14 protein-coding genes are annotated in these 15,166 nt (G+C 73.2%); 9 read left to right on the top strand and 5 right to left on the bottom strand.

The window, feature by feature from the left end; all coding sequences use genetic code 11:
* Nucleotides 1-148 precede the first annotated feature (148 nt).
* The 3 genes from rplM (at nt 149) to glmM (ending at nt 2,645) form a co-directional block, all read left to right on the top strand.
* Complete coding sequence (gene rplM, locus OG764_RS15215) at nt 149-592, top strand: 50S ribosomal protein L13 (protein WP_328968971.1); 444 nt, start codon at nt 149-151, stop codon at nt 590-592.
* Nucleotides 593-634: 42 nt separating this feature from the next.
* Nucleotides 635-1,156 (top strand): 30S ribosomal protein S9, encoded by a 522-nt coding sequence (rpsI, locus tag OG764_RS15210; protein ID WP_328968970.1) that lies wholly within the window; start codon nt 635-637, stop codon nt 1,154-1,156.
* Nucleotides 1,157-1,286: 130 nt separating this feature from the next.
* Nucleotides 1,287-2,645, top strand: coding sequence for a phosphoglucosamine mutase (glmM, locus tag OG764_RS15205; protein WP_328968969.1), 1,359 nt, complete (start codon nt 1,287-1,289; stop codon nt 2,643-2,645).
* A 69-nt stretch (nt 2,646-2,714) separates the two neighbouring features.
* Here glmM and OG764_RS15200 read toward each other — a convergent pair whose 3' ends face one another.
* The 5 genes from OG764_RS15200 to OG764_RS15180 form a co-directional block, all read right to left on the bottom strand.
* Nucleotides 2,715-3,683 carry a DUF389 domain-containing protein gene (locus OG764_RS15200; RefSeq protein ID WP_328968968.1) on the bottom strand — a complete coding sequence of 323 codons (969 nt, stop codon included), beginning with the start codon at nt 3,681-3,683 and terminating at the stop codon, nt 2,715-2,717.
* A 20-nt stretch (nt 3,684-3,703) separates the two neighbouring features.
* The gene (gene coaA, locus OG764_RS15195; RefSeq protein ID WP_328968967.1) at nt 3,704-4,699 is read right to left on the bottom strand and encodes a type I pantothenate kinase; all 996 of its coding nucleotides are present in this window, start codon (nt 4,697-4,699) and stop codon (nt 3,704-3,706) included.
* A gap of 246 nt (nt 4,700-4,945) precedes the next feature.
* The gene (locus OG764_RS15190; RefSeq protein WP_328968966.1) at nt 4,946-5,419 is read right to left on the bottom strand and encodes a hypothetical protein; all 474 of its coding nucleotides are present in this window, start codon (nt 5,417-5,419) and stop codon (nt 4,946-4,948) included.
* 61 nt (nt 5,420-5,480) lie between these two features.
* Complete coding sequence (locus OG764_RS15185; RefSeq protein WP_328968965.1) at nt 5,481-7,250, bottom strand: alpha/beta hydrolase; 1,770 nt, start codon at nt 7,248-7,250, stop codon at nt 5,481-5,483.
* Complete coding sequence (locus OG764_RS15180) at nt 7,247-7,672, bottom strand: hypothetical protein (protein WP_328968964.1); 426 nt, start codon at nt 7,670-7,672, stop codon at nt 7,247-7,249. The genes OG764_RS15185 and OG764_RS15180 overlap by 4 nt, the downstream gene beginning before the upstream one ends.
* Before the next feature lie 138 nt (nt 7,673-7,810).
* Between OG764_RS15180 and glmS the strand changes: the two genes are divergently transcribed.
* From glmS to tsaE, 6 genes are all read left to right on the top strand, one after another.
* Nucleotides 7,811-9,658 carry a glutamine--fructose-6-phosphate transaminase (isomerizing) gene (gene glmS, locus OG764_RS15175; RefSeq protein WP_328968963.1) on the top strand — a complete coding sequence of 616 codons (1,848 nt, stop codon included), beginning with the start codon at nt 7,811-7,813 and terminating at the stop codon, nt 9,656-9,658.
* Nucleotides 9,659-9,723: 65 nt separating this feature from the next.
* A complete protein-coding gene (locus tag OG764_RS15170) occupies nt 9,724-10,092 on the top strand; it encodes a holo-ACP synthase (protein ID WP_328968962.1) in 369 nt (122 codons plus the stop codon).
* 4 nt (nt 10,093-10,096) lie between these two features.
* On the top strand, nt 10,097-11,527 hold the full coding sequence (locus OG764_RS15165) for an NAD(P)H-hydrate dehydratase (protein WP_328968961.1): 1,431 nt from the start codon (nt 10,097-10,099) through the stop codon (nt 11,525-11,527).
* A gap of 472 nt (nt 11,528-11,999) precedes the next feature.
* Nucleotides 12,000-13,142, top strand: a complete 1,143-nt coding sequence (gene alr, locus OG764_RS15160; RefSeq protein WP_328968960.1) for an alanine racemase — start codon at nt 12,000-12,002, stop codon at nt 13,140-13,142.
* A 167-nt stretch (nt 13,143-13,309) separates the two neighbouring features.
* Nucleotides 13,310-14,479, top strand: a complete 1,170-nt coding sequence (locus tag OG764_RS15155) for an alpha/beta fold hydrolase (RefSeq protein WP_328968959.1) — start codon at nt 13,310-13,312, stop codon at nt 14,477-14,479.
* Nucleotides 14,448-14,984, top strand: coding sequence for a tRNA (adenosine(37)-N6)-threonylcarbamoyltransferase complex ATPase subunit type 1 TsaE (gene tsaE / locus OG764_RS15150; protein WP_328968958.1), 537 nt, complete (start codon nt 14,448-14,450; stop codon nt 14,982-14,984). Before OG764_RS15155 ends, tsaE begins: the two co-directional genes overlap by 32 nt.
* The last annotated feature ends 182 nt before the right edge of the window (nt 14,985-15,166 follow it).

Below are 15,166 nucleotides of genomic sequence, written 5' to 3'. Positions count from 1 at the left end.
TCCACCGGACCGATGACCAGCGGTTCACACGGGTTGCGTCCCCGATGTGAACGAGGGCTGTCGTGATCGTCCGTGGTGACCCTGTCAGGACCTTCCCGTGGGGCTTGCGCCCTTGGGATACCACCACTGAAGAAGCGAAGGCATACGCGTGCGTACGTTCAGCCCCAAGCCCGGCGACATCTCGCGCCAGTGGCTCGTCATCGACGCCCAGGACGTTGTCCTCGGCCGTCTGGCGACCCAGGCCGCTGCCCTCCTGCGGGGTAAGCACAAGCCGACTTACGCCCCCCACATGGACATGGGCGACTTCGTCATCATCATCAACGCCGACAAGGTCCACCTGTCGGGCAACAAGGCGTCGCAGAAGATGGCGTACCGCCACTCCGGCTTCCCGGGTGGTCTCCGTGCCGTCCGCTACTCCGACCTTCTCGCGAACAACCCGGAGAAGGCCGTGGAGAAGGCCATCAAGGGCATGCTCCCCAAGAACACCCTGGGCCGTCAGATGCTGACGAAGCTGAAGGTCTACTCGGGCGACCAGCACCCCCACGCTGCCCAGCAGCCGGTGCCGTTCGAGATCACCCAGGTCGCGCAGTAGTTCCGGCCACCCCCTAAGACGTAGAAAATTCTGAGGAGCATCGTGGCCGAGACCACCGCCGAGACGACCCCCGTCGACGAGTTCGAGGGCAACGTCGAGGAGTACACCAGCGAGTCTGAGGTCGTCGTCGAGGGCGACTACACCTCCGAGTCCCTTGCCGGTCGCTTCGGCGACCCCCAGCCGGCCGCCGGCCTGGGCCGTCGCAAGAACGCCATCGCCCGCGTCCGGATCGTTCCGGGCACCGGCAAGTGGAAGATCAACGGTCGCACCCTCGAGGACTACTTCCCGAACAAGGTGCACCAGCAGGAAGTCAACGAGCCCTTCAAGGTGCTCGAGCTCGACAACCGCTACGACGTCATCGCCCGCATCTCGGGTGGCGGCGTCTCCGGCCAGGCCGGCGCCCTGCGCCTCGGCGTGGCCCGCGCCCTCAACGAGGCGGACGTGGACAACAACCGCGCCCCGCTGAAGAAGGCCGGCTTCCTCTCCCGCGACGACCGTGCGGTCGAGCGCAAGAAGGCCGGTCTCAAGAAGGCCCGTAAGGCCCCGCAGTACAGCAAGCGCTAATCTCCGCCTGCTGTTCTGCACGAATCCGCCCCGGCGGCACACTCTGTGCTGCCGGGGCGGTTCGTTTATCGCCACAAGCGACGTATATCTGTCTCAAAAGCGCCAGAACTCGGTAACTCGGAGGACAACAGTGGGACGACTCTTCGGCACGGACGGTGTACGCGGCGTCGCCAACGCGGATCTGACGGCTGAGCTGGCGCTCGGCCTCTCCGTGGCGGCCGCACATGTGCTCGCCGAGGCGGGCACCTTCGCCGGGCACCGCCCGACCGCCGTGGTCGGCCGCGACCCCCGCGCCTCCGGCGAGTTCCTGGAGGCCGCCGTGGTGGCCGGCCTCGCGAGCGCGGGCGTGGACGTCCTGCGGGTCGGCGTGCTGCCCACCCCCGCCGTGGCGTACCTGACCGGCACGCTCGGAGCCGACCTCGGCGTGATGCTCTCCGCCAGCCACAACGCCATGCCCGACAACGGCATCAAGTTCTTCGCGCGCGGCGGCCACAAGCTCGCCGACCACCTGGAGGACAAGATCGAGTCGGTCTACGAGGAGCACCGCACCGGTGCCCCGTGGGACCGGCCGACCGGTGCGGGCGTGGGCCGGGTCTCCGACTACACCGAGGGCGTCGAGCAGTACGTCTCCCACCTGATGGGCGCCCTGCCCAACCGCCTCGACGGACTGAAGATCGTCCTCGACGAGGCGCACGGCGCGGCCGCCCGGGTGTCGCCCGAGGCCTTCGCGCGGGCCGGTGCCGAGATCGTCACCATCGGCGCGGAGCCGGACGGCCTCAACATCAACGACGGCTGCGGCTCCACCCACCTGGGGCTGCTCAAGCAGGCCGTCATCGAGCACTCCGCGGACCTGGGCATCGCCCACGACGGCGACGCCGACCGCTGCCTGGCCGTGGACGGCTTCGGCAACGAGATCGACGGCGACCAGATCCTCGCCGTGCTGGCGCTCGCCATGCAGGAGTCCGGCGCGCTGCGCGGGGACACCGTGGTCGCGACCGTCATGTCGAACCTCGGCTTCAAGCTGGCCATGGAGGCCAAGGGCATCCAGCTCGTCCAGACGGCGGTCGGCGACCGCTACGTCCTGGAGTCGATGAAGGAGCACGGCTACGCGCTCGGCGGCGAGCAGTCCGGCCACGTGATCATCCTCGACCACGCGACCACCGGCGACGGCACCCTGACCGGCCTGCTGCTGGCCGCGCGGGTCGCCGCCACCGGCGTGCCGCTGGCCGAGCTGGCGGCGGTCATGAACCGCCTGCCGCAGATCCTGATCAACGTCCCGGACGTCGACAAGTCCCGCGTCACCACCTCCGGCGAACTGGCCGCCGCCGTCGCCGAGGCGGAGCGGGAGCTCGGCTCCACCGGCCGTGTGCTGCTGCGCCCCTCGGGCACCGAGCCGCTCGTCCGGGTGATGGTCGAGGCCGCCGACATCGAGCAGGCGCACGCCGTCGCCGGCCGGCTGGCCGACGTCGTCAAGTCCGCGCTCGGCTAGGCCGTCCCCTCCCGGTCCGCGCCTTGCGGGTCGGCTCTTTCCGGGCCCCTCCGCCGCCGGTCCCCCCGGTCACCGGCGGCGGGTGCCCCCCGGCGCACCCGGCTTGCGGATCATCCGTCCCGCCTGGGTGCGCCACAGCAGTTTCCAGGCCACCAGGGTCAGCACGCCCGCGAGGACGATCCCCAGCAGGTTCAGCATCAGCTGGAGCGCGGAGCCCCACATCTGGCCGACGTCGCCGTACGCGAGGGCCACGGCGGCGTTCGCGGCGGCCGGCACGGTCGTCACCGAGATGGCGACGCCGACCAGGGCCCCGGACTTCGACGAGGTGAGGGACAGCACCCCGGCCGCGCCGGCGAGCATGGCCACCACGAAGGAGAACGGGTCCGGCTGCCAGATGAATCTGGTGTTGGGCCGCGGGTTTTCGAGCATCGACGAGTCGAACTGCCCGATCGCGTCCATCACCAGACTGAAGACGGTGGTGGCGATGATGGCCGCGGCGAATCCGATCAGCAGGGCGCTCAGCGAGCGCAGCGCCAGCTTCGGGGCGCGATGCACCAGGCCCGTACAGATGCCGGCGAGCGGGCCGAACTCCGGGCCGACCGCCATCGCGCCCACGATCAGGACGGCGTTGTCGAGCACGACACCGCAGGCCGCGATCATCGTCGCCAGGATCATGAAGGCGACGTAGGTGATGGTGAGGGTCGACTCCTCGTGGGTCGCCTCCGCCAGCTGCTCCCACAGGACGGCGTCCGCGGCCTCGCCCGGCGCCTCCTCCTCGGCCTCCTCGGCGCGTGTCGACAGCGAGAGGTCGATGTCCTCGACGGCGATGGAGCCGTCCCGGTCGATGCCGAGCCCGCGGAGGGCGTTCAGGAGCTCGTCGCCCGCCTCCCGGGCGACGTCGCACAGCACCAGGTCGCCCCGCGGGTCGCGGGCGGCGCCCGGCAGTACGACCAGATGGGTGGTTCCGACCGTCGACTCGATGGCCGTGATCACGGCGTCCGTGCGGTCGGGCGGGGCGATGATCCGCAAATGCAGCATGCCCGCACCCTAAAGGCCCCCTACAGCTTGCGCAGGCTCAGCCTCTGCACCTTGTGGTCGGGGCCCTTGCGCAGCACGAGGGTGGCCCGGCCGCGGGTGGGGGCCACGTTCTCCAGCAGGTTCGGCCGGTTGATGGTCCGCCACATGGTGCGCGCGTAGTCCATGGCCTCCTCCTCGGAGACCTGGGTGTACTTGCGGAAGTAGGAGAAAGGATTCTGGAACGCGGTCTCGCGGAGCCTCGCGAACCGGTTCAGGTACCAGCGCTCGATGTCCTCGGGCCGGGCGTCCACGTACACGCTGAAGTCGAAGTAGTCGGCCAGGCCGACCCTGGTCTTGCCGTCCTTGCCGGGCAGGGCCGGCTGGAGCACGTTCAGGCCCTCGACGATCAGGATGTCCGGGCGGCGGACGGTCAGCAGCTCGCCGGGCACGATGTCGTAGATGAGGTGCGAGTAGACGGGGGCGGTGACCTCGTCCTTGCCCGCCTTGATGTCGGCGACGAAGCGGGTCAGGGCGCGCCGGTCGTACGACTCCGGGAAGCCCTTGCGGGAGGTCAGCCCGCGCTCGCGCAGCTCCTTCATGGGGTAGAGGAAGCCGTCGGTGGTGACGAGCTCGACCCGCGGGTGCTCGGGCCAGCGGGCGAGGAGTGCCTGCAGGAGGCGGGCGACCGTGGACTTGCCGACGGCCACGCTGCCGGCGACCCCTATGACGAAGGGGGTACCCGTCTGGGCGCCGTGGCCGTTGCCCGCGTCGCCGAGGAACGTGTTGAGGGTTCCGCGGAGGTTGCTGGTGGCGCCGACGTACAGGTTGAGCAGGCGCGACAGCGGGAGGTAGACGTCGCGCACCTCGTCGAGGTCGATGACGTCGCCGAGGCCGCGCAGCCGCTCGACCTCGTCGGCCGTCAGCGGGAGCGGAGTGCGCTCGCGCAGGGCGCTCCACTCGTCCCGGGTGAGGTCTACGTACGGCGACGCCTCGGTCCGGCGCCGGTCGGTTCCGCTTCGTGGCGGCGAAGTGATCACAGGGTCATTGTCGGCGCTGGCGGTCGAATGTGGGTCGTGGGGTAGGTCACGTGGTGTCCCGGTGGACCGCGGCGGCCGCGCCGTGGGGCGGTCGCCGGCCGGGTTGCCGGGCTCCGGGGCCTCGGGTTCGTGCGTCATGCGGGAGATTCAGTCATGCGTACCACCACCTTCGTCCACCGTACGGTCATGACCGCCGCCGCGTGTGTCCGGCCCCGCCGGCGACCGGCTGCGGTGCGGGCGGTGCGGTCAGTAGCCGTCGACGCGCTCGCCCTCGGGGACCTCGTAGCAGCCGGAGACGAGGGTGACGCCGAGCGAGGGCGGCGGGTCGCCGGGCTTGTGCCGCTCCCGCAGGACGGCGCTGACGGCGAACTTCTTCCCGTGATGGTCGGCCGTCAGGGTCAGGCTCTTGTTGCGGCTGTTGTTGGGACCGAAGGAGACGATCTTCCAGCCGCGTCCGGGGAGGCCGTCCTTCAGCCGGGTGAGCGCGGTGCGCAGCTCGTCGGCGGAGGGTCCGGTCAGGCTCCACGGGTGACGTGTCCGGAAGTACTTCTCCGGGTCGCGGTCGCCGCACGCGCTGATGCCGGGGCCGGGCTCGGAGACGTTCCCGGCCACGCCGAGCAGGTCGTAGATCTCGCTGGAGAGCCGCTTGGCCTCGGCGGTCGCGGCGGCCTGCGTGCGCGTGCCGTGGACCTGCTGGGGGTCGTTTCCCGAATCGTTCATGCTGCACCCGTTCATCGTGAGTACCAGAGCGGCGCACGCCGGCGCCACTGCGGCGGCGAACCTAGCCTTCAACGTCCACCTCGTCGTACCGGCCGGTGACCACCGCGGCCTGGTTGCGCAGGCTGGTGCTCCCGGTGTCCCAGTAGCCGCTGTGGCCCTCGGTGTCCGTCCTCATCTGGTGGGCGCCGAACAGGTCGTCGCTGGGGATGACGAACACGCCCCCGCCGAGCCGCCACTGGCTGCCGCCGTGGCCGTACCTGCCTATGTCGGGGACGGGGTCGCCGTCCGCCTCCTCGTTCCATACGTGGCCCGGGGGCGCGTCCAGCTCCGAGGCCGAGCCGACCTGGACGCCGGGGCTGCCCGCGAAGACGATGTCGTCGGCGCCGAGTTCGCCCTGGCGGGCGGCCGAGCCGATCAGCGTCGTGCCGTACGAGTGGCCGATCGCGGTGTGGTGGCCGTCCGGGTTGGTGTGGTCCAGGCCCTCCATGAAGCGGTTGAAGGCGGGCGCGCCGTCGTTCGCGTAGTGGCTGAACGGCGAGTCCTTCACGATGTCCTGCGGGGCGTCGTAGCCCAGCCAGGTCACCGTGGAGACGCTGCCGGTCCCGGGGAACTCGGCGGTGGCGCGCCACAGGTCGGTCATCCGCTTCACGTCGCCGCCGACCGAGCCCAGGTGCGAGGTGGTGCCCGGCACGAAGACCGCGGTGTGGTCCGCCGTGTCCGGGTTGCCGTTGGCGAGGACCGCGCGGCCGTTGCCCTCGGGGGAGAAGCGCAGCAGGTAGGCCTCGGGCAGGCCCTCGCGGCCGGTCGCCTTGAACCGGTCGTCGATGGCCCGCATGCCCTTGAGCGCTTCGGTGAGTTCGCCGCGGCGCTCGCCGTGCCGGCGGTTCCAGTCGATCCAGGCGTCGCTGTAGACCATGCCGACGCGGGGGCCGCCGCTGACCATCTTGGGCCAGGGCTCGGGCGGGATGCCGTTCAGCTCCAGCTGGTACTTCGCCCGGGACTCGGCCAGCACCATGCGGTTGGCGTCGTCGCGGACGGTGGCCGGCAGGCCGTCGAGGGCGCCCACGGAGGCCGGGTGCAAGGTGGCGTACTCGTCGCGCTGCTCCGGGGTCAGGCCCTCCCACCAGGCCGCGTTCTCGGCGGGGGAGCGGTCCTTGGGGATCGCCGACGCGTCGCTGTACTTCGCGGCGGCGGTCCGTACGTCGCCGGTGTCGTTCGCGGCGTCGGCGAGCATCTCGTCGGTGACGTCGAGGCCGCCGGTGGTGTCCAGCCTGGCGAGGACGCCCGCGTACCGGGCGTCGATCTCGTTGGCCTGGCGGACGGCGGTGCCGATGCGCTCGGCGATGTCCTCGGCCTTGGCCTTGTTCGGGTTGACGCCGGACGCGGGCCCTTCGGCGCCGGGCAGCAGCGGGGCGGGGGCGCCGTCGGAGGTGGAGCCGCCGGGCACCGGGTCGGCGAGGGGGGTGACGTCCGCCGCGGGGTACTCGACGGACCCGTCCGGGTGGACCGTGAAGTGCAGCGCCGCGGCCTCGTCCAGGGCCTGCTGGAGCGCGCGCTGCGGTACGACGAGTTCGCCGGCGAGGCCGTTGAGCGCGGTGCGGACCAGGCCGCACTCGGTGTGGACGTACTGGTAGTTGCGGCTCAGGCGCTCCAGGTCGGCGACGGCGGAGTCGGCGGCGGCGCCCTGCTGGGTGTCGCGGATCCGGGCGAGCATCTCGGAGTCGACGCGGTCGCGGGCGGCGTTCGCCCGGTTGGAGACCTTGCCCCAGCCGTCGGCGGCGTCCTCGTACTCGCCGGGCCGGAGGTCGCGCAACTGCTGCCAGGTGGTCACGGGCGGCCCGCCTCACGCATCGTGCGCGCGGTGTCGTCCTCGCGCTCGCCGAAGTCCTTGCCGGTGGCGACCAAGGCGTGTGCCAGCCGCCCGCACTCGTCGCGGACCGCGCCCAGCCGGGTCTGCCAGGACCCGCGGATGGTGTCGAGGGCCGCCGTGGAGGCGAATCCGGCGGTGCCGGCGGCCACGCCCTCGTGTGCGGTGCCGAGTTCGGTGAGCGCGGTGCCGGTGTCGCCCTGGAGGGCGTTGGCGACCGCGCCGGCCGCGGACCACGGGGCCGGGTCGGCCTTGAGGTCCGCGCCTCCCGCGCCGCCGGAGCCGCCCGAGCCTCCGTCGGGGGAGGCGCTCGCGGACGCGAGGGAGAGGCCGTCGCCGGCGCCGTCCGGGTCGAACAGGTCCTGCCATCTGGCGTCGAGTGCCACGCCCCGCCCCTTCGGTGCTCGCAACTTTGTTCCCGTGAAGCTAGCAAACGAGGGCGGTGCTTCCGATGCGCGAGGGCAGCGCTTTTCGTCTCGTTCAGGTCCCGGGCACCGGCCGTTGTCCGGCGTAGGCTGCCGCACATGTGCGGAATCGTGGGATACGTGGGAGCGCAATCCGCGCTCGATGTCGTCATCGCAGGACTCAAGCGGCTCGAATACCGGGGCTACGACTCGGCGGGCGTGGCCGTGCTGGCGGACGGTCAGCTCGCCGCCGCCAAGAAGGCCGGCAAGCTCGTCAACCTGGAGAAGGAGCTGGTGGGGCGGCCGCTGCCGGCCGGGTCGACCGGTATCGGGCACACCCGCTGGGCCACCCACGGCGGCCCCACGGACGCCAACGCCCATCCGCACTCCGACAATTCGGGGCGGGTCGCGGTCGTGCACAACGGCATCATCGAGAACTTCGCCGCCCTGCGCGACGAGTTGGCCGGGCGCGGGCACCGGCTGGAGTCGGAGACCGACACCGAGGTCGTCTCGCACCTGCTCGCCGAGGCCTTCTCCTCTACCGGGGACCTCGCCGAGGCCATGCGCCAGGTGTGCCGCCGGCTGGAGGGCGCCTTCACCCTGGTCGCCGTACACGCCGACCAGCCCGGTGTGGTGGTCGGCGCGCGCCGCAACTCCCCGCTGGTGGTGGGCGTCGGGGAGGGCGAGTCCTTCCTCGCCTCGGACGTGGCCGCCTTCATCGCCCACACCCGGTCCGCGATCGAACTGGGCCAGGACCAGGTCGTCGAGCTGCGCCGCGACGGCGTCACCGTCACGGACTTCGACGGCGCCCCCGCCGACGTGCGGGCGTACCACGTCGACTGGGACGCGTCCGCGGCCGAGAAGGGCGGGTACGACTACTTCATGCTCAAGGAGATCGCCGAGCAGCCGAAGGCGGTCGCCGACACCCTGCTGGGCCGGATCGACGCGGCGGGCTCGCTGACGCTGGACGAGGTCCGGATCCCCGACTCGGTGCTCAGGGAGGTCGACAAGGTCGTCATCGTCGCCTGCGGCACCGCCTACCACGCGGGGATGATCGCGAAGCTGGCCATCGAGCACTGGACGCGGATCCCCTGCGAGACCGAGCTGGCCAGCGAGTTCCGCTACCGGGACCCGATCCTCGACCAGCGCACCCTGGTGATCGCGATCTCGCAGTCCGGCGAGACCATGGACACCCTGATGGCGCTGCGGCACGCCCGCGAGCAGGGCGCCAAGGTGCTGGCCGTCTGCAACACCAACGGCTCCACCATTCCCCGGGAGTCGGACGCCGTCCTGTACACGCACGCGGGTCCCGAGGTCGCCGTAGCCTCGACCAAGGCCTTCCTGACCCAGCTGGTCGCCTGCTACCTGGTCGCCCTGTACCTCGGCCAGGTGCGGGGCACCAAGTGGGGCGACGAGATCCAGGCGGTGATCCGCGAACTGTCCGACATCGCGGGCGCGGTGGACGAGGTCCTGGAGACGATGGAGCCGGTGCGCGCGCTCGCCCGCTCGCTCGCCGACAAGAACACCGTGCTCTTCCTCGGCCGGCACGTGGGCTACCCGGTGGCCCTGGAGGGCGCGCTCAAGCTGAAGGAACTCGCGTACATGCACGCCGAGGGCTTCGCGGCGGGCGAGCTCAAGCACGGGCCGATCGCCCTCATCGAGGAGGACCTCCCGGTGGTGGTGGTCGTGCCGTCGCCGCGCGGGCGCTCGGTGCTGCACGACAAGATCGTGTCGAACATCCAGGAGATCCGGGCCCGCGGCGCGCGGACCATCGTGATCGCGGAGGAGGGCGACGAGGCGGTCGTCCCGTACGCCGACCACCTCATCCGGATCCCGGCGACGCCGACCCTGCTGCAGCCGCTGGTGGCGACGGTGCCGCTCCAGGTGTTCGCCTGCGAGCTGGCCACCGCGCGCGGCAACGAGGTCGACCAGCCGCGTAACCTCGCGAAGTCCGTGACCGTCGAGTGACGGGGCGGTGAGGCGGGCGGACGGGCCCGCCTGATCCGACCGAACAGAGGGAAGAGGCTGCGCGAGTGATCATCGGGCTGGGCATCGACGTCGCCGAGATCGACCGGTTCGAGGCCGCCATGGAGCGTACGCCCGCCATGGCCAGGCGGCTGTTCCTCGACGACGAGCTGTTCCTGCCGAGCGGCGAGCGGCGCGGGATCGCCTCGCTGGCCGCCCGGTTCGCCGCGAAGGAGGCCCTCGCCAAGGCTCTGGGCGCGCCCGCCGGGCTGCTCTGGACGGACGCCGAGGTGTACGTGGAGGACAGCGGGCAGCCGCGGCTGCGGGTGTCCGGCACGGTGGCCGCCCGCGCGGCCGCCCTGGGCGTGCGGTCCTGGCACATCTCGCTCAGCCACGACGCCGGGGTGGCGTCGGCGGTGGTGATCGCGGAAGGCTGACCGCATGCGTACTGCTCACAGCGTGGAGACCGTACGGGCCGCCGAGCGCGACCTGATGGCACGGCTGCCCGAGGGCGCCCTGATGCAGCGGGCCGCGGCCGGTCTGGCCGCCGCCTGCGCCGGACTGCTCGGCCGGGTGTACGGCGCGCGGGTGGTGCTGCTGGTGGGGCCCGGCGACAACGGGGGCGACGCCCTGTACGCCGGGGCCCGGCTGGCCCGCCGGGGCGCCCGGGTGTCGGCCCTGCCGATGGACCCGCAGCGGATGCATCCGGGCGGTCTGCGGGCGCTGCGGGCCGCGGGCGGGCGGGTCGTCGACCGGATGCCGGACGGCCGGGCCGACCTCGTCCTCGACGGGCTGCTCGGCATCGGCGGGCACGGCGGGCTGCGGCCGGCCGCGGCCGGGCTCGCGGACGGGGCCGCCGCGGCGCGGGCCGCCGGGGCGCGGGTGGTCGCGGTGGACCTGCCGAGCGGGGTGGACGCGGACACCGGCGAAGTGGCCGGCCCGGCCGTCGCCGCCGACGTCACGGTCACCTTCGGCGCGTACAAGCCGGGGCTGCTGGTGGACCCGGGCGCCGGCCGGGCCGGGGCGGTGCGGCTGGTCGACATCGGGCTGTCGTTCCCGGGCCCGCCGGTGCTGGAGACGCTCCGGCACGCGGACGTGGCGGCCCGCCTGCCGGTGCCGGGGGCGGCCAGCGACAAGTACCGGCGCGGGGTGGTCGGGGTGGCCGCGGGCTCGGCCCGCTATCCCGGCGCGGCCGTGCTCGCGGTGGCGGGCGCGCTGCGCGGCGGGGCCGGGGCGGTGCGCTACGTGGGCCCGGCGGGCGCCGAGGTGCTGGCGCGCTACCCCGAATCCCTCGTGCACGGCGGGCCGCCCGGGAAGGCGGGCCGGGTACAGGCCTGGGTGGTCGGGCCGGGCCTGGGGGAGGGGCGCGGCGAGGTGGCGGAGCTGCTCGACGCGGACGTGCCGCTGCTGATCGACGCCGACGGGCTGCGCGGGCTGGACCCGCAGGCGCTGCGGGCGCGGGCCGCGCCGACCCTGCTGACCCCGCACGCCGGGGAGGCCGCGGCGCTGCTGGGCGTGGCGCGGACCGAGGTCGAGTCGGCGCGGCTGGCGTCCGTACGGGAGCTGGCCGGGCGGTTCGGGGCGGCCGTGCTGCTCAAGGGGTCCACGACGCTGGTGGCCGGGCCGGGGGAGTCGCCCGTACGGGTGAACCCGACCGGGACGCCGTGGCTGGCGACGGCCGGCAGCGGGGACGTGCTGTCGGGGCTCGCGGGCGGGTTGCTGGCGGCGGGGCTGGGGGTGGTCGACGCGGGGTCGGTGGCGGCGTACGTCCACGGGCTCGCGGGGCGGTACGCGGCCCGGTCCGCGCCCGCCACCGCCCATGAGGTCGCCCTCGCCCTCCCCGCGGCCTGGCGCGACACCCTGACCTCCTGACGGGCCACCACCGCCGGCCCGGCGGGGCCGTGGCGCGGCTCAGCCTGACCGGCTGGGCGAGGGGCGACCTCCGGCCTTGCCGGCTGCCCGAAGGGCAACCCCCTGCCTCGGCGGCAATACCCAGCCCCGCCGGCGTTTGAGGAGCGGGTCCGGGCGGAGCCCGGTGCCCGGCGTCAGCCGGGTTGCAGTCTTGGGGCTCCGCCCCAAACCCCGCGCCTCAAACGCCGGCGAGGCTGGAAGTTGTCCCAGCGCCCGCCTCAAACGCCGGCGAGGCTGGAAGTTGTCCCAGCGCCCGCCTCAAACGCCGGCGAGGCTGGAAGTTGTCCCAGTGCCCGCCTCAAACGCCGGCGAGGCTGGATGTCCGCAAGCGCCCGGCGGGGCCGTTTCGTGTGTGCGGCAGGGGGACGGTGGCCGGATGCGGGGGTGGGGTGGTTGCGAGGGGTGGGGGTGGGGCTCTGAGAGACTGGGCCGGATGAATGAGACACCGCCGCTGCCGCGCGTACGCGCCGAGATCGATCTGGCCGCCGTACGGCACAACGTGCGCGCGTTGCGCGACCGGGCGCCGCGGTCCCAGCTGATGGCCGTGGTGAAGTCCGACGCGTACGGCCACGGCGCGGTCCCCTGCGCGCGCGCCGCCCTGGAGGCCGGCGCCACGTGGCTGGGCACCGCCACTCCCGAGGAGGCGTTCGCACTCCGCGAGGCCGGCATCGACGCGCGCATCATGTGCTGGCTGTGGACCCCCGGCGGGCCCTGGCGGCGGGCCGTGGACGAGGGCATCGACGTCGGCGTCAGCGGGATGTGGGCCCTGCAGGAGGTGCGCGCCGCCGCGCGGGCCGCCGGCCGCCCCGCCCGCGTCCAGCTGAAGGCCGACACCGGCCTCGGCCGCAACGGCTGCCAGCCCGCCGACTGGCCCGAGCTGGTGGGCGCCGCTCTCGCCGCCCAGGCCGAGGGAACCGTGCAGGTCACCGGCGTGTGGTCGCACTTCGCCTGCGCCGACGAGCCGGGCCATCCCTCGATCCAGGCGCAGCTGGCGCTCTTCCGGGACATGGTCGGCCACGCCGAGAAGGAGGGCCTGGAGCCGGAGGTCCGACACATCGCCAACTCCCCGGCGACCCTGACGCTGCCCGAGAGCCACTTCGACCTCGTCCGCACCGGCCTGGGCGTCTACGGGGTCTCGCCCGCTCCGGAACTGGGCACGCCCGCCCAGCTCGGGCTGCGGCCCGCGATGACCCTGCGGGCCTCGGTCGCCCTGGTCAAGGCCGTCCCGGCCGGCCACGGCGTCAGCTACGGACACCACCACGTCACCGAGGGCGAGACCCGGCTCGCGCTGATCCCGGTCGGGTACGCGGACGGCGTGCCGCGGCACGCCTCCGGCCGCGGCCCGGTACTGGTCGGCGGGGCGATGCGGACCGTGGCCGGCCGGGTCGCGATGGACCAGTTCGTCGTCGAGGTTGGCTCCGACCCGGTGCGCGCGGGCGACGAGGCGGTGCTCTTCGGGCCCGGCGACGCCGGCGAGCCCACGGCCGAGGACTGGGCGCGGGCCTCGGACACCATCGCGTACGAGATCGTCACGCGGATCGGCGGGCGCGTCCCGCGCGTCTACCTCAACGCGTGACAGGACCGGCCCGCCCCGCGCCGGATTTGAGCGGGATCTGACCGAGCCCGAACGGAACCGGACCAAACCGAACGGATCCGCTGCACCACCGCTGTGGCGCGCTGCTGGACACTTGACCCGCTGACCTTTCCGATCGATCGACCGACCGACCACCCGAGTGAGGTGTCGTGAGCGAGAACTGGCGCAGAGCCGGACTGGCCGGCGCCGCGATCGGCGTCATCGCCGCCGGCGCGGCGGCGGGCGTCGCGGTGGAGCGGCTCACCGTCGGCCGCGGCATACGGATGAAGGCACGCCTGGCCCTCGACGCCACCGGCCCCTACGGGTCGCTGCGCGGCGCGCCCGGCACCGTGCGCGCCGACGACGGCACCACGCTGTACTACGAGGTGGACGAGGCCGAGGAGCCGCCGGCGGGCAAGCGGCGGCGCTTTCGCCGCAAGGCCGAACCGGCTCCCGTCACCGTGGTCTTCTGCCACGGCTACTGCCTCAACCAGGACGCCTGGCACTTCCAGCGGGCGGCGCTGCGCGGCGCGGTCCGCGCGGTCTACTGGGACCAGCGCAGCCACGGCCGCTCCGATCGCGGGCTGGCGCAGGCCGACGGCGAGCCGGTCACCATCGACCGGCTCGGCCGCGATCTGAAGACCGTCCTCGACGCGGTGGCCCCGGAGGGACCGCTGGTCCTCGTCGGGCACTCCATGGGCGGCATGACGGTCATGGCGCTGGGCGCGCAGTTCCCCGAGCTGGTGCGCGAGCGGGTGGCGGGCGTCGCCTTCGTCGGCACGTCCAGCGGGCGGCTCGGCGAGGTCACGTACGGGCTGCCGGCCGCCGGGATGGGGCTGGTGCGCCGGGTGCTGCCCGGAGTGCTGCGGGCGCTGGGCTCCGAGGTGGACCTCGTGGAGCGCGGGCGCCGGGCCACGGCGGACCTCTTCACGGGCATGGTCAAGCGGTACTCGTTCGGGTCGCCGGACGTGGACCCGGCGGTCGCGCGGTTCGCGGAGCGGCTCATCGAGTCCACCCCGATCGACGTGGTCGCCGAGTTCTACCCGGCCTTCGAGGAGCACGACAAGACGGCCGAGCTGGCCGTCTTCGCGCAGCTCCCGGTCCTGGTCGTGGCCGGGGCCAAGGACCTCATCACGCCCAGCGCGCACAGCGAGACCATCGCCGGACAGCTGCCCGACGCCGATCTGCTCGTCATACCGGACGCCGGGCACCTGGTGATGCTGGAGTACCCCGAGACGGTCACCGGCAAGCTGGCCGAGCTGCTGGCGCGCGCCGGGGCGGGGGCCGCAGCGGCTAACGTTGGCGCGTATGGAAGCAGCACCGCACACCCGGCTCCCTGAGGCCGGCGAGCAGAGCACCGTACAGATGACCGTCGGCTCCCCGGAGCGGATGCAGGACCTCGGGAGGCAGCTCGCCGGGCTGCTGCGCCCCGGCGACCTCGTCCTGCTGACCGGCGAGCTGGGCGCCGGCAAGACCACCCTGACCCGCGGCCTCGGCGAGGGGCTCGGCGTGCGCGGGGCCGTCACCTCCCCGACCTTCGTGATCGCGCGGGTGCACCCGTCGCTGGTGGACGGCCCGCCGCTGGTGCACGTCGACGCGTACCGCCTCGGCGGCGGGCTCGACGAGATGGAGGACCTGGACCTCGACGTGTCGCTGCCCGACTCCGTGATCGTCGTGGAGTGGGGCGACGGCAAGGTCGAGGAGCTGTCGGACGACCGGCTGCACGTGGTGATCGCCCGCGCGGTCGGCCACGAGGAGGTCCTCGACGACGTGCGGACGGTCCGGCTGACGGGGATCGGCGCCCGCTGGGCGGACGGGCAGCTGACGGAACTCCGGCTGCCGTAGCCCGTGGCGCTCGTCCCGGGGCCGTGGCCCGTGGCGCGTCGCCCCCGGTGGTCTTTCACAGGCTTCCGTGGCGATTCCGACAAGTTGTCGGCAAGCTGTTGCGTCGGCGGCGCGCGACGTGGTCACATGGTAGCGAGACCTGGTTAGGTGTGCCTAACCACGGCTTCCGGGCCCAGGAGGCA

It is taken from the genome of Streptomyces sp. NBC_00239, assembly GCF_036194065.1.
Taxonomy (GTDB): Bacteria; Actinomycetota; Actinomycetes; order Streptomycetales; family Streptomycetaceae; genus Streptomyces.
Note: the sequence above shows the minus strand (reverse complement) of the source record. Positions and strands in the feature narration are given on the sequence as shown.

Excerpts from the sequence above, each read along its gene's own strand:
- OG764_RS15200 (WP_328968968.1), bottom strand. The coding sequence starts at position 3,683 with ATGCTGCATTTGCGGATCATCGCCCCGCCCGACCGCACGGACGCCGTG.
- OG764_RS15190 (WP_328968966.1), bottom strand. The coding sequence starts at position 5,419 with ATGAACGATTCGGGAAACGACCCCCAGCAGGTCCACGGCACGCGCACG.
- glmS (WP_328968963.1), top strand. The coding sequence starts at position 7,811 with ATGTGCGGAATCGTGGGATACGTGGGAGCGCAATCCGCGCTCGATGTC.
- OG764_RS15165 (WP_328968961.1), top strand. The coding sequence starts at position 10,097 with ATGCGTACTGCTCACAGCGTGGAGACCGTACGGGCCGCCGAGCGCGAC.
- alr (WP_328968960.1), top strand. The coding sequence starts at position 12,000 with ATGAATGAGACACCGCCGCTGCCGCGCGTACGCGCCGAGATCGATCTG.
- tsaE (WP_328968958.1), top strand. The coding sequence starts at position 14,448 with ATGGAAGCAGCACCGCACACCCGGCTCCCTGAGGCCGGCGAGCAGAGC.